Source organism: Streptomyces sp. NBC_00459, from assembly GCF_036013955.1.
Taxonomy (GTDB): Bacteria; Actinomycetota; Actinomycetes; order Streptomycetales; family Streptomycetaceae; genus Streptomyces.
The window spans coordinates 6,129,950-6,143,715 of the sequence record NZ_CP107903.1 but is presented as its reverse complement, the minus strand read 5'-3'; the positions used below and the strand labels follow the sequence as shown (position 1 = coordinate 6,143,715).

The 13,766-nt window shown below is 70.5% G+C and carries 10 protein-coding genes and 1 riboswitch; of the genes, 5 read left to right on the top strand and 5 right to left on the bottom strand.

The window, feature by feature from the left end:
• The first annotated feature begins 14 nt into the window (after nt 1-14).
• Complete coding sequence (locus OHN74_RS27165; protein ID WP_327697202.1) at nt 15-1,670, top strand: DUF5691 domain-containing protein; 1,656 nt, start codon at nt 15-17, stop codon at nt 1,668-1,670.
• 54 nt (nt 1,671-1,724) lie between these two features.
• Here the strand turns inward: OHN74_RS27165 and OHN74_RS27160 are convergent, their stop codons facing one another.
• Nucleotides 1,725-2,129, bottom strand: a complete 405-nt coding sequence (locus tag OHN74_RS27160) for a cobalamin B12-binding domain-containing protein (RefSeq protein ID WP_327697201.1) — start codon at nt 2,127-2,129, stop codon at nt 1,725-1,727.
• A 398-nt stretch (nt 2,130-2,527) separates the two neighbouring features.
• Here OHN74_RS27160 and OHN74_RS27155 point away from each other — a divergent pair, with 398 nt between their 5' ends.
• Nucleotides 2,528-3,430 carry an esterase/lipase family protein gene (locus OHN74_RS27155; protein ID WP_327697200.1) on the top strand — a complete coding sequence of 301 codons (903 nt, stop codon included), beginning with the start codon at nt 2,528-2,530 and terminating at the stop codon, nt 3,428-3,430.
• Between the two features lie 231 nt (nt 3,431-3,661).
• Nucleotides 3,662-5,215: a M23 family metallopeptidase gene (locus OHN74_RS27150; protein WP_327697199.1), complete on the top strand. Its 1,554-nt coding sequence runs from the start codon at nt 3,662-3,664 to the stop codon at nt 5,213-5,215.
• Nucleotides 5,216-5,327: 112 nt separating this feature from the next.
• Here the strand turns inward: OHN74_RS27150 and pcrA are convergent, their stop codons facing one another.
• Nucleotides 5,328-7,880, bottom strand: a complete 2,553-nt coding sequence (gene pcrA / locus OHN74_RS27145) for a DNA helicase PcrA (RefSeq protein ID WP_327697198.1) — start codon at nt 7,878-7,880, stop codon at nt 5,328-5,330.
• A 294-nt stretch (nt 7,881-8,174) separates the two neighbouring features.
• Nucleotides 8,175-8,350, top strand: a riboswitch (cyclic di-AMP (ydaO/yuaA leader).
• Between the two features lie 8 nt (nt 8,351-8,358).
• Between pcrA and OHN74_RS27140 the strand changes: the two genes are divergently transcribed.
• Nucleotides 8,359-9,552 (top strand): C40 family peptidase, encoded by a 1,194-nt coding sequence (locus OHN74_RS27140; protein ID WP_327697197.1) that lies wholly within the window; start codon nt 8,359-8,361, stop codon nt 9,550-9,552.
• Between the two features lie 18 nt (nt 9,553-9,570).
• Here the strand turns inward: OHN74_RS27140 and OHN74_RS27135 are convergent, their stop codons facing one another.
• Nucleotides 9,571-9,924, bottom strand: a complete 354-nt coding sequence (locus OHN74_RS27135; RefSeq protein WP_327697196.1) for a hypothetical protein — start codon at nt 9,922-9,924, stop codon at nt 9,571-9,573.
• Between the two features lie 476 nt (nt 9,925-10,400).
• Between OHN74_RS27135 and OHN74_RS27130 the strand changes: the two genes are divergently transcribed.
• A complete protein-coding gene (locus OHN74_RS27130; RefSeq protein WP_327697195.1) occupies nt 10,401-11,519 on the top strand; it encodes a C40 family peptidase in 1,119 nt (372 codons plus the stop codon).
• Between the two features lie 12 nt (nt 11,520-11,531).
• On the opposite strand, the gene OHN74_RS27125 is transcribed toward OHN74_RS27130, so the two are convergent.
• Both OHN74_RS27125 and OHN74_RS27120 read right to left on the bottom strand, forming a co-directional pair.
• Entirely contained in the window at nt 11,532-12,347 is an 816-nt protein-coding gene (locus OHN74_RS27125) for a response regulator transcription factor (RefSeq protein ID WP_327697194.1), read from the bottom strand.
• Nucleotides 12,344-13,636, bottom strand: coding sequence for an ATP-binding protein (locus tag OHN74_RS27120; RefSeq protein WP_327697193.1), 1,293 nt, complete (start codon nt 13,634-13,636; stop codon nt 12,344-12,346). Before OHN74_RS27120 ends, OHN74_RS27125 begins: the two co-directional genes overlap by 4 nt.
• Nucleotides 13,637-13,766 lie beyond the last annotated feature (130 nt).

Sequence of the window (13,766 nt, the reverse complement as noted above, 5' to 3'; positions counted from 1 at the left end):
CGAAAGGGAATCTCATGAACGGCAGCAGGGCCTCCGCCCCCGTGGGATCGCCCGCGGCGGACGCCTGGGAGGAGCTGGTCACCGCGGCACTGCTCGGCACCGAGCGGCGTACGCCTCCGGGCTTCCCGCCGGGCAGGCAGGCGCCGGTCGCGCTGCTCGACGCGGCGGCCGTGGAGACCGTACGGCGCCGGGCAGGGCTGCGGCCGGCCCGGGCGGCGGCGCGGCCGGAGCCCGCTGTGGCGGACCCGCGCCCGCCACTGCCCCGCGCGGCGGCCCGCAGGCTGGCGCTACTGCTGGCCGACCGGCCCGGCATCCCCGGCGGCAGCGGTCGCCGGGGCACGGCGCCGGATCTGATGGAGCTGCTGCCCCAGTGGCTCACGGCGGCGAACACGCACGGTTTCGCGGCCCCTCCAGAGTCGCTGCCGGCACTGCTCGACGCGGCCAGGGGGCGTACGGATCTGCGTCCGGCGGCGCTGGCGTTCGCGGGCCCGCGCGCGCTGTGGCTCGCCCGGCTGAACCCGGACTGGCGGTTCGCCCTGCGCTCGACCCCGGGCGGCGGCGCGGCCCTGCCCGGGGCCGAGGAGACGGAACGGATCCAGCGGCTGTGGCAGGAAGGCCTGTTCGCCGAACGCGTCTCCCTCCTCGCGGCGATACGCGCGCGGGAGCCGGCCGCCGCCCGGGAGTTGCTGGAGACGACCTGGCAGACGGAGCGTGCCGAGGACCGGCTGATGTTTCTCGACTCGCTCCGCGCGGGACTGCGCGCCGAGGACGAGCCGTTCCTGGAGCGGGCGTTGGCCGACCGCAGCCGCAACGTCCGGGCGACGGCAGCGGAGTTGCTGTCCGCGCTGCCGGATTCGGCACTTGCCGCACGGATGGCGGTCCGCGCGGGGGCATGCGTGGCGCTCGACCACACGAACAGCACCGAGGCCAGGAGCGGTACAGGGGGCGGGCCCGCGCTCGTCGTCGAGGCGCCGCACGAGTGCGACGCCGGCATGGAGCGCGACGGCGTCGTGGCCAAGGCCCCGGCGGGGCGCGGTGAACGGTCCTGGTGGCTGGGCCAGTTGGTGGAGGCGGCCCCGCTCGGATCGTGGCCGGGACGGCTCGGCGGACGTACGCCGGAGGAGATCGTGGCGCTGCCGGTGGCAGACGACTGGCAGGGCGAGCTGCACGCCGCGTGGTGCCGGGCGGCGGTACGGCAGCGGAACGCGGACTGGTCCCGGGCGCTCCTCGGCGCTCCCTCGACACCCGAGGCCGGCGGGCCAGGGGCGGTGTCCCTGGCGGAGCGGGCGAAGCTGCTCGCCACGCTGGACTCCGCCGAACGTGCCGACTGGGTGGCGGGGTTCATCGCGACGCACGGGCTGTCCGAGGCATTCCAGTTGCTCGGGGTGTGCGCGGTGCCGTGGGCTCCGCCGCTCGGTCGGGCAGTGGTCGACGCGCTCAATATCGCTCGGGACGCGGGGAGTTACCCATGGAGCTTCAGCGGAGTGATGGGGCTCGCGGAACGCTGCCTGGATCCCTCCGAGGCCGGTCGCCTCGACGGCCTGCTGGCGATACCCGACGAAGGGGAGAACGCGTCACCGGGCGCGGGAACCTACTGGGCAGAGGCGTTCCAACGCCTCGTGGGCACGTTGCGCCTGCGCGCGGCGATGGCGGAAGAGCTGAGGAGCTGAGGAGCTGAGGAGCTTCAAGAACGAAGGCACCAAGGGGTCTGAACAGCACCCCCCTCACCCCCGTACCGCCCCCCGCACCCACTCCACAACGGAATCCATGGTCGCCCCAGGAGTGAAGATCTCCGCAACCCCCTTCTCCTTCAACGCTGCGATGTCCGCCTCGGGGATGATCCCGCCGCCGAACACCTTGATGTCCGCCGCGTCATGCTCCCGCAGGAGATCGATCACGGCAGCGAAGAGCGTGTTGTGGGCGCCGGAGAGCACGGAGAGCCCGATCGCGTCGGCGTCCTCCTGGATCGCGGTGTCGACGATCTGCTCGGGGGTCTGGTGGAGGCCGGTGTAGATGACCTCCATACCGGCGTCACGCAGCGCCCGCGCGATCACCTTTGCTCCGCGGTCGTGGCCGTCGAGCCCCGGCTTCGCCACCACCACGCGGATCGGACCGGCTGCCACACCCATCGCTGCCTCCATGAAGTGAACGAACGTTATGTCAAGCATCCCGCAACCGGCAGTTTCGCGACGGATGCCGAGGGGGAAATCACACGGTGGGACACGTTCGCCGCGCACCGGTGGGACCGGCGCAAGGGGAGCCGCATCGAGGTCGTCGCACCACCGCGTCGCGAGCCGCGCGCCGTGGGGGTGCGGTGCGTCGGAGATGGCACGAAGGGCAGTGGGGGCACGACAGCGGGGAGCTTCGTCGCCATCAGGCAAGGAGTTCGCCACCCCCCTGGCGTCACACACGCCGCATGCCTCACTCGTGCACCACCACCGACACCACCGGCCGCCCTCGTCGCGACCCCCCACGAGGGCACACGGGGGACAGAGAAGTCCTCCCGCGTGCCGACAGGAGGTCGGCCATGAAGGTCATCCGGGCAGCACTGCCCCTGCTTCCGCTCTGTCAGCGCGTCCTGCCGAGCAGGCTGACGGGAATCTCCGTCGCGCTGCTCAAGGCGACCGCCCTGGAGATCGCGATCCTGGCCGGGCATCTGCTCCTCTATCCGTCGGGCATCGTCCAGGAACGCCGGGCCACGACCCCCGACCCCGCCGCGCTCCCCGGGGCCTCCGCTGCCGCCGGCTCCCCCACCCGCCTGCCCGCGGAGCCGAAACCCCCGGTCGTCCTCCTCCACGGCTTCATCGACAACCGCTCCGTCTTCGTCCTGCTGCGCCGGTCCCTCGCCCAACACGGCCGCCGACAGATCGAGTCGCTCAACTACTCCCCGCTGACCTGCGACATCCGCACCGCGGCCGAGCTGCTCGGCCGGCACATAGAGGAGATATGCAGGCGCACGGGCCAGCCACAGGTGGACATCGTCGGGCACAGCCTGGGCGGCCTGATCGCGCGCTACTACGTGCAGCGCCTCGGCGGTGACCTCCGCGTCCGTACGCTCGTCTCCCTCGGCACCCCGCACTCCGGAACCCGGGCCGTCCCGCTGGCCGACGCGCACCCGATCGTCCGCCAGATGCGCCCCGGCTCGGAGGTCATCGAGGAGCTGCGCCTGCCCGCATCGGACTGCCGTACGCGCTTCGTCAGCTTCTGGAGCGATCTGGACCATGTGATGGACCCGCCGGAGACGGCCCGCATCGACCACCCGGACCTACTGGCAGAGAACGTGCAGGTCACCGGCGTCGGCCACCTCGCCCTGCCGGTGCACCCGGCCGTCGCGACCGGGATACGGCAGGCCCTGGACGAGAGCGACCACTCCCTGGCCGCCGATGCGCGGACCGACCGGGCCCGAACCGGCGGACTGACCGTGGCGTGAACCCCGGCCCGAACGCCGCACACAGGCGGTTCAGGACCGCCGAACAGCACCCGAGATTCGAACAATCTTCGAACGCCAGGCCAAACCCGTGCCCGCAGTCCCCCGAAACACGGCCGAATGCCCGTTTCCCCAAGGCACGAAACCTGCGGAAGATTGTCGCGCCCGCGTACCGCCGGGTACAGTCGCCGCACTGCTCTGCCAGCCCCTGTTGTCGAGGCGAAAGAGAAGTTGGTGAACGAACGTCACCCGTCGGGGACCATGACCACCCCGGCTCCGGCTTCCGATGCCGCGACGGCCCATTACGCGTCGTACGGCACGCAGGAAGTCCCTTTCGGTGACTTCACCACGCACGACCCCACCTTCGCCAACGGTTTCGACACGGGCATGGGCACGGGTACCGGCGGTAATTTCGCAACCGACCCGCTCTTCGGCAACATGCCGGGCGAGGACACCACCGGTTCGTACGACAACTCCCAGTGGTCCACGGGCAGTCACCAGACCCTGAACTACGACCCGTACGCGGCCCAGCACCACGCCGCCTACGACACCGGGGCGTACGACACCTCCACCTGGGCGCCCGGCTACCAGCAGCTCGCCGAGATCCCCACGCAGTCGCCGCCTCCCGGCAGTGACCCCAGCGGTCAGTGGGACGCCTCCGCCTGGCTCCAGCCCGAGCAGGCAGGTCCGGCCGACCAGACCCAGCAGTGGGAATGGGCCACGCAGGCCTCCGACACCGGTGTGTACGACGCCACGCAGTGGAACTCGGACAGCGGCCCGGGCGGCACGCCCGCCCACTCCGCCGAGTACGACCACGCGCAGGAGCACGAGTACGACCAGCAGGCCACCGCGATTTTCGAGCAGATCACGGACGCGGCGGACGTACCGGAGTACGACCAACACGCCCTCCCCCACGACGAGCCGGACTTCTACACCGCCGACGAGCTGCCCGCCGAGGCCCCGCTGCTCGACGGCCAGGAGGACGTCGCTCCGGGCGCGCTTCCCGGAGCCGGGCGCGCGGCGTCCCGTACCGCGGCGCGCAACGCGGGCCGGTCCCGGCGTCGCCCCCCGGCCAAACGTTCCGCCCTGCTGACCATCGCCGTTCCGTCCGCCTGCGTGATGGGGGTCGCGGGTATCGCCGCCGCTTCCGTGAGCGGGATGAGCGGTGACAGCGAGCAGAACACCACGGCATCCGCGTCGGACGGTGTCGCGGTGAAGCCGTCCACCGCGAACAACAAGCTGGACACCCAGCTGGAGAGCCTCTCCGCGGGCGCCGACGACTTCGCCGACCGGGCCAGCCGGACGCAGGAACGTATCGACCTCAAGGCCCAGCAGCTCGCCCAGAAGAAGGCAGCGGCGGCGGAAGCCGCCCGCAAGGAGCGACTGCGCCCGAAGTACGCGCTCCCGGTCGAACAGCGCGGCCTCAGCGCCTACTTCGGCCAGGCCGGCATCAACTGGATGTCCGTGCACACCGGGATCGACTTCCCCGTCTCGTACGGCACGACGGTGATGGCCGCGACCGACGGCACCGTCCGGACGCAGTGGAACAGCGCCTACGGCAACATGATGATCGTGACCGACAAGGACGGTACGGAGACGTGGTACTGCCACCTCTCCAGCTACCAGGTCGCGTCCGGCACGACGGTCAAGGCCGGCGAGCCCATCGCGTACTCCGGGAACTCCGGCAACTCGACCGGCCCGCACCTGCACTTCGAGGTACGGCCCGCAGGCGGCTCGGCGATCGACCCGCTCCCGTGGCTGCGCAGCCACGGCCTCGACCCGACGTAACCGGCAGCCGCGCCCCTGATGCCCCGATAGGGGCACTCTGGGGCGCGGGGAACTGCGCGAACAAGCCCCCTACCCCGGCCCGCAGGCGAATAGCCCGCGCCCGAGCGGGGCGCTAAAGCTTTTCCACCGGCGCGTACCGCAGCAGCAGTCGCTTGGGCTTGTCCTCGCCGAAGTCGACCGTCGCCTCGGCGTTCGAGCCCGTGCCCTTCACGCCCACCACTGTCCCCAGGCCGAACTGGTCGTGCGTGACCCTGTCCCCCACCGCCAGCGCGACGACCGGCTTCTCGGCACCGCCCCGGCGTGTGGCGAAACCGGACGCACCCGAGGCCGCGGAGCGCGAGCGCGAGGACGCCAACGACGAGAACGACGACGCCACCCCGGAGGCCGGGCCCGAGGACGTCGCAGGAGCCATCGCGCCCGTGCGCTTCCACTCCAGATGGGCCGCCGGGATCTCCTCCAGGAAACGCGAGGGCGGGTTGTACGACGGCTGCCCCCACGCACTGCGCAGCGACGACCGTGTCAGGTACAGCCGTTCACGCGCGCGCGTGATGCCGACGTAGGCCAGCCGCCGCTCCTCCTCCAGTTCCTTGGCCTGACCGAGGGCACGCATGTGCGGGAAGACGCCGTCCTCCATGCCGGTCAGGAACACCACGGGAAACTCAAGGCCCTTGGCGGTGTGCAGGGTCATCAGGGTGATGACGCCGGAGCCGTCGTCGTCCTCGTCGGGGATCTGGTCGGAGTCGGCGACCAGGGCGACCCGCTCCAGGAACGCGGCGAGCCCGGCCGGGGCCGGCGGCTCGCCGTCCGCGGGCTGATCGGCCTTGTCCGCTGCTCCGGCCGCTGCGGATTCCTGCTCGAACTCCAGGGCGACCGCGGCGAGTTCCTGGAGGTTCTCGATCCGGGTCTCGTCCTGCGGGTCGGTCGAGGCCTGCAACTCGGCCAGGTAGCCCGTGCGTTCGAGGACCGCTTCCAGGACCGTCGCCGGGCTCGCGCCCGAATCCACGATCGTCCTCAGGTCCTCCATCAGCGTGTTGAACCGCTTGACGGCGTTGGTCGACCGCGAGGCCATTCCGTACGCCTCGTCCACGCGCTTCAGCGCCTGCGGGAAGCTGATCTTCTCGCGCTGGGACAGCGCGTCGATCATCGCCTCCGCGCGGTCGCCGATGCCGCGCTTGGGGACGTTGAGGATGCGGCGCAGCGGCACCGAGTCCTCCGGGTTGGCGAGTACGCGCAGATAGGCCAGGACGTCCCGGACCTCCTTGCGCTCGTAGAATCGGACGCCGCCGACGACCTTGTAGGGCAGGCCGACGCGGATGAAGATCTCCTCGAAGACACGGGACTGGGCGTTCGTCCGGTAGAAGACGGCGACGTCGCCCGCCTTCGCGTCGCCCGCGTCCGTCAGCCGGTCTATCTCCTCGGCGACGAACTGTGCCTCGTCGTGCTCCGTGTCGGCGACGTAGCCGGTGATCTGCGCACCCGCGCCCGCGTTGGTCCACAGGTTCTTGGGACGACGGGACTCGTTGCGCTCGATGACCGCGTTGGCGGCGCTCAGGATCGTCTGCGTGGAGCGGTAGTTCTGTTCGAGCAGGATCGTCGTCGCGTCCGCGTAGTCCTCCTCGAACTGGAGGATGTTGCGGATCGTCGCGCCCCGGAAGGCGTAGATCGACTGGTCGGCGTCACCCACCACGCACAGCTCGGCGGGAGGCAGGTCGTACTCGCTGGGCGGTACGTCAGCGTCGTCGCCCGTGTGTTCGGTGGTGCCGACGAGCTCCCGTACGAGCGCGTACTGGGCGTGGTTGGTGTCCTGGTACTCGTCGACGAGGACGTGCCGGAAGCGGCGGCGGTAGTGCTCGGCGACATCCGGGAAGGCGCGCAGCAGGTTGACCGTCGTCATGATCAGGTCGTCGAAGTCGAGCGCGTTGGCCTCACGCAGCCGCGACTGGTACATCGCGTACGCCTGGGCGAGGGTCTTCTCGAAACCGTCGCTCGCCTGGGCGGCGAAGTCCTCCTCGTCGATCAGCTCGTTCTTCAGGTTGGAGATCTTCGCGCTGAAGGACTTGGGCGGGAAGCGCTTGGGGTCCACGTCCAGATCACGGCAGACGAGCGCCATCAGCCGCTTGCTGTCGGCCGCGTCGTAGATGGAGAAGGAGGAGGTGAAGCCGAGTCTCTTGCTCTCCCGCCGCAGGATCCGCACGCACGCGCTGTGGAACGTCATCACCCACATCGCGTTCGCGCGCGGACCGACGAGGTGCTCCACGCGCTCCTTCATCTCCCCGGCGGCCTTGTTGGTGAAGGTGATCGCGAGGATCTGGCCGGGGTGGACGCCCCGCTCGCCGAGCAGGTACGCGATGCGGTGCGTGAGCACACGTGTCTTGCCGGAGCCGGCGCCCGCCACGATGAGCAGAGGGGTGTCGGCGTGCACGACGGCCGCGCGCTGGTTCTCGTTCAGCCCTTCCAGGAGCGCGGCCGGGTCCACCACCGGGCGTGGGGCGCCGTCGCGGTAGTACGCGTCCCGGTCCGGCGGCGCGTCGAAATTCCCGCCGAACAGGTCGTCCGGAACGGACTCCGGCACATGCTCGTCCTCGGGCGGCGGCGGGGGTTCCTCCTCGCGGGCCCGAGGGCCCTGGAGGTCCGCCAGGAAGCTGTCGTCAAAGAGGCTGCTCATCGCTCTCCGAGTCTAGGCGCCCCCACTGACAACCCGCCGCCACCCCGAAAACATCCCCCTGCTTTCCGAACCGGACGACCAGATCTCACGGTCGGCGGAGCCAAAACGGGATGCAATCAGCAATTCACCAACAAGCACCACAGAGCATTCCCGATTAACTGCACAGAGCCATGTTTAGGACTGAGGTCACAAATACGTATCGGGCATAGCGGTCATCAACCTTCACAGGAGCCACACCTGTTGGTTAGCGTGCCGTAAGGCCGCTCGACCCTCACCGGCGAACATCGCCGGGCCGCACGGCCTCCGCCGAGTCCGATCGTGCCGCCCTTGCGCGGCAGGAGCCGGGGACCCACCGAAATCCTGGGGTGAATCGGTCCGACTGCCGTCCAGGGCAAGGACCGTAGGGCAACCCTTCCGAACCACCCGCCCGAACCCGACAGCTAACCCGGTAGGCGGAACGTGGAAGGAGTCGCCTCCCTTGGCGTCGTCGCACCGCAAGTCGCGTCCTACGGGAACGCGCGTAGCAGGCATACGGACCCCCGCCTTCGCCACGGCGGCCCTGACCGCTTCCGTAGCCCTGCTGACCCAGACCGCCGACGCCGCGCCCGCGGAGCCCACCACGCCCTCGGCCGACGACCGGCCGAGCATGGAGGAGGTCGAGGCGGAGGTCGACGACCTCTACCACAAGGCCGAGTCGGCCGCCGACGTGTACAACGCCGCCAAGGAGAAGGCCGCCAAGCAGCAGGCCCGCGCCGACGCCCTGATGGACGACGTGGCCCAGCGCACCCAGAAGCTCAACGACGCGCGCGCGGAGCTGGGTTCCTTCGCCGCGGCCCAGTACCGCACCGGATCCGCCGCGCCCGACACGACGGCGACGTTCCTGCTCGCGGACGACCCGCAGGACTACTTCGACCAGAACCAGCTGATGGAACGCCTGACCGCCCGCCAGAAGGACGCTGTCGACGACTACATCACGCAGCAGGCCGAGGCCACGCAGAAGCGCCAGGAGGCCACCGCGAGCCTCGAATCGCTCACGGAGTCCCAGGACGAGCTGCAGACGACCAAGACCGCCGTCCAGACGAAGCTCGCGCAGGCCCGCCGGCTGCTCTCCCGCCTCACCGCCGAGGAGAAGCTACGACTCGCGGCGATCGAACGGGCGAAGCAGGCGCAGGCCCGCCGCCAGGCGCAGGAACTCGCCCAGCAGCAACAGGCGGCGGAGCAGCAGCGCCGGCAGGAAGCGGCGGCGGCGCAGCAGTCGACGGGCGGCACCACCCCGGACACGTCGACGGCAACGGCCCCCGACTCCTCGTACGCCACCAAGGCCGAGAAGACCCTCGCCTTCGCACGTGCACAGGTCGGCAAGCCCTACGTCTGGGGCGCGACCGGCCCGGACTCGTACGACTGCTCAAGCCTCACCCAGGCCGCGTGGCGGGCCGCCGGAGTCACCCTCCCGCGCACCACCTACGACCAGGTGAACGCCGGCACGACGGTCTCCCTCTCCGACATCCAACCCGGTGACCTGGTCTTCTTCTACGACGACATCAGCCACGTCGGCCTGTACATCGGCAACGGCATGATGATCCACGCCCCCAAGCCGGGTGCGTACGTCCGTGAGGAATCGATCTTCTACGACGGCGAGTCGACGATCCACAGTGTGGTGCGCCCGGCCTGACGCACTGCGGGCCGGAGGTCAGGTCCAGAGCACGGCGATGAAGATGTTCGCCGTGGTGAACAGACCCACCAGGCCGAACAGCCGCTTGTCCACGGTCTCGTCGTCCCGCTTCACATAGACGAGACCGAGGATCACGATCAGCAGGGCCAGCTTCACGCCGATCTTGATGTTGTCGACCGGCTGGTCGTCGGCCTGGTTGAGGCCCACCAGGGCGACACCGGTGACCAGCATGGTGAACGCGCCGTGCAGCATCGCGGGCACGAAGCGGGCCGTGCCCTGCCCCATGGCCTTCAGCTGGGTGAGAAACCCGCCCAGGAGCGAGGCGATGCCGATGATGTGCAGTCCGACGAAGAGATGGATGAGTACGCCCATGAGCCCGGAGCCTAGTCAGCGGCGCCCGCGCCGTACGACACCGGGCCGGGCGTACGGCGTCCGCAAGGCATGTGCGTGGCAGCGCGAGACCTCGCATATATGCACCCCATAGCACCGTGTCACCCCCACGTGCCCCGTGAACCCCCTCATTGATCAGCCGTCTGCGTGAAGTCGGCGGCGCCGGAACCGGATCACGGTCGCATGCGGTCACCCGGCGGTCGGCTCACGCCAGTTCCGTACATGGCGTTACCCCCACGCCCCACTCAGGTTTAGCGTCCTCCACCAGGTGCCCGGCTCCCCACCGCCGCCCGGGCCAGGGGCGGCAGTCGGACACCACCGCCGAGAAAGTCCGGCGGCGGACCGCTCCCCCTGTGCGAGCCGTCGCCGGACGCGCAACCGCCCTCCTGGGTCCGCTTCCCAGGCAGCCGTCCGGCGGTAGTCGTAGCGGCGGTCGTACGAAAGGACGTGACGCCCCGGTGGCAGCGCACCGCAAGCCCCGACAGCGCTCGCTCAACGGCACTACGGCCCGCACCGCCGCGACGATCGCCCTCGCGGGCGCGGCGACGGCGACCGGCTTCGACGGCATCGGGTACGCCGAGCCACAGCTGACTCCCGCGCAGGTAGAGGCCAAGGTGCACAAGCTGTACGAGGAGGCGGAGGTCGCCACCGAGAAGTACAACGGCTCGAAGGAGAAGGCCGACCGGGCGGAGCAGCGGCTGGGCACCCTGCGGGACGAGGCTGCGCGCAAGGAGGAACGGCTCAACTCTGCGCGGGAGTCGCTGGGTTCGATGGCCGCGGCTCAGTACCGCTCCGGCGGGCTCGACCCCGCGCTGCAACTCGCCCTCTCCGAGGACCCCGACGGCTATCTGGACGGCGCCGCGTTCGCCGAACGGGCCGGCAGCAGACAGGCGTCGGACGTGGCCCGTGTACGCGAGCAGCTGCGGGAGATCGAGCAGCTGCGGGGGGCCGCCCACGTCGAACTGGCCTCCCTCAAGGCTCGCCAGGCCGAGCTGAACCGCCACAAGAAGACCGTGACGGGCAAGCTGGACGAAGCCCGCCAGCTGCTGTCCCGCCTCAACACCGAGGAACGCGCCCGGCTCGCGACGGAGGGCGGCAGCGGCGGCGGAGGCTGGGGCGGTGGGCATGCCTCACGGTCGTCGGGGAGTGCACGGGACGGCCTGGGGGCGCTGGGAGCATCCGGAGCCACCGGCGCGTCCAGCGCTTCCGGAGCGGCCGAGGCCCCCACCTCGCGTGCGGCGGCGGCTGTTTCCTACGCCTACCAGAAGCTGGGCAGCCCTTACGTGTGGGGCGCCACCGGTCCGGACGCCTTCGACTGCTCAGGGCTCATCCAGGCCGCGTACCGCTCCGCGGGCATCTCCCTGCCCCGCACCACCTACGCCCAGATCAACGCCGGCCAGCGTGTCTCACAGTCCGAACTCCTCCCCGGCGACCTGGTGTTCTTCTACTCGGGCATCAGCCATGTGGGCATCTACGTGGGCCGCGGCCAGATGATCCACGCCCCGAACCCCTCGGCGCCGGTACGGGTGGCACCTCTGGACGAGATGCCGTTCGCGGGGGCCACGCGGGTGGTGTGAGGCGGGGCCCGGCTAGACGAGGCGCCGTGCCGTGGCCCACCGCGTCAGCTCGTGCCGGTTCGACAGCTGGAGCTTCCTCAGTACAGCCGACACATGCGACTCCACCGTCTTCACGGAGATGAAGAGCTGCTTGGCGATCTCCTTGTACGCATAACCCCTGGCGATCAGCCGCAGTACCTCTCGCTCGCGCTGGGTGAGGCGGTCGAGGTCCTCGTCCACCGGCGGGGCGTCCGTGGATGCGAACGCGTCCAGGACGAACCCGGCGAGACGCGGCGAGAACACCGCGTCGCCGTCCTGGACACGGAAGACGGAGTCGACGAGGTCCTTGCCGGTGATCGTCTTCGTCACGTATCCGCGCGCGCCGCCCCGGATCACGCCGATGACGTCCTCCGCGGCATCCGAGACGGACAGCGCCAGGAAGCGCACCGGCTGCGTCGCGTCGGCCATCAACGGGGCGCAGCGGCGCAGGACTTCGACTCCGCCACCGCCCGGCAGATGGACGTCCAGGAGGACCACCTCGGGCCGGGTGGCGGTGATGACGGTGACCGCCTGGTCGACGTCGGCGGCCTCACCGATCACCTCGACGCCGGTCCGCTCGGTCTGCCCGATCTCGGCCTGAACACCCGTACGGAACATACGGTGGTCGTCGACGAGCACCACGCGCACCCGGCGCCCACCCGCGTCACCACTGCCGCTGCCGTCGGCGGCCGGCTCACCGGCCTGTCCCGCCTCGGCAGACGCTGCCGCTTCGGCAGGTGCTGTCGGTCCGCCCGACTCCGCCGAACCGGCCGGCCCGGTCTCCCTGTTCTCCCCGTGCGCCTCGCTCATGACGTGCTCTCCGCCCTCTCCATCTCCAGCTCGACCTCCGTGCCGCCGCTCGGTACCGCGCGCAGTCGCGCCGTACCGCCGTGGCGCTCCATGCGGCCGATGATCGATTCTCTGACGCCCATGCGGTCGGCGGGTATGGAGTCGAGGTCGAAGCCTGGTCCACGGTCCCGGACGGACACGAAGACCGTCCTGCCCTCGACCTCGGCGTAGACCTGTACCGCGCCGCCCTCGCCACCGTACTTGGCGGCGTTCACCATCGCTTCCCTCGCGGCCTGCATCTGTGCGCCGGTTCTGTCGTCGAGTGGGCAGTCGCCGACGACCACCACCTCTATCGGGACGCCGTGTTTGTCCTCGACCTCGGCCGCGCTGCGCCGAACCGCCTCGGCGAGGGTGCCGGGTTCGTCGTCCTCCTCCTTGCCGGTTCCCTCCGGTTTGTATAGCCAGTTGCGCAGTTCACGCTCCTGGGCGCGGGCGAGGCGGCGCACCTCGTTGGCGCTCTCCGCGTTGCGCTGGATCAGGGTCAGGGTGTGCAGCACCGAGTCGTGCACATGAGCGGCGACCTCCGCGCGCTCCTGGGCGCGAATGCGCATCAGGCGCTCCTCGGAGAGGTCCTGCGTCATACGGACGAGATACGGACCGGCCAGCAGCGCTGTCCCGACCAGCACCGCGAGCGCTGCCTGGAGGACCGAGCCGAGGTGGGCGGCGGAGCCCTGCAGGACGAAGACGCCGGACACGCCCGCCGTGACCAGCATGACGCCGGCTGCGGCTCGGACGAGGGTGAGCGTGCGCCGACGGCGGCCGACCTCCATCCAGCGGGCCCGACGCGCGTTGTCCGCCTGGCGCCAGACCAGGGCGACGCCGGCGGCGACGAGCACGGTCGGGAAGAGATAGGCCTTGGCGCCTCCGCCGAGATTCACATTGCCGACGAAGACCATGGCCACGACGACCATGAGGAGCAGGGCGACGATCTGCCCCTTGTCCGGCTTGCGGGCGACGAGTCTGCGGCGGCCGTCGGGCGAGGTCTCGGTGCCGACGAGGGACGGCGGCCGCTGGGCCTCGACGCCCCCGACACCGAGCGGGACGAAGAACCAGAAGGCCGCGTACAGCAGCGCACCGAGACCGTCCGCCATGAACAGGCCGACGAACATGAGGCGCAGCCAGATCACAGGCAGCCCGAGATGCCCAGCGAGCCCTCGCGCCACGCCTCCGAGCCAGCGTCCGTCGCTGCTGCGGTAGAGCTTGCGCGGGGGCCGCGGTTCGACGAGTGGCAACGCTGCGGCTTCCGGCATGCCATCGATGTTCACACGCCGGGCGGGCCCGGGCATCAGGGTCCGCCCCCGAGACACCCCTGATCTTCGAGCCCGTCTGCCGTCGAACGCTTCCCCCGCCCCCTCTCAGGGCCGATATCAGGGTTCGCCC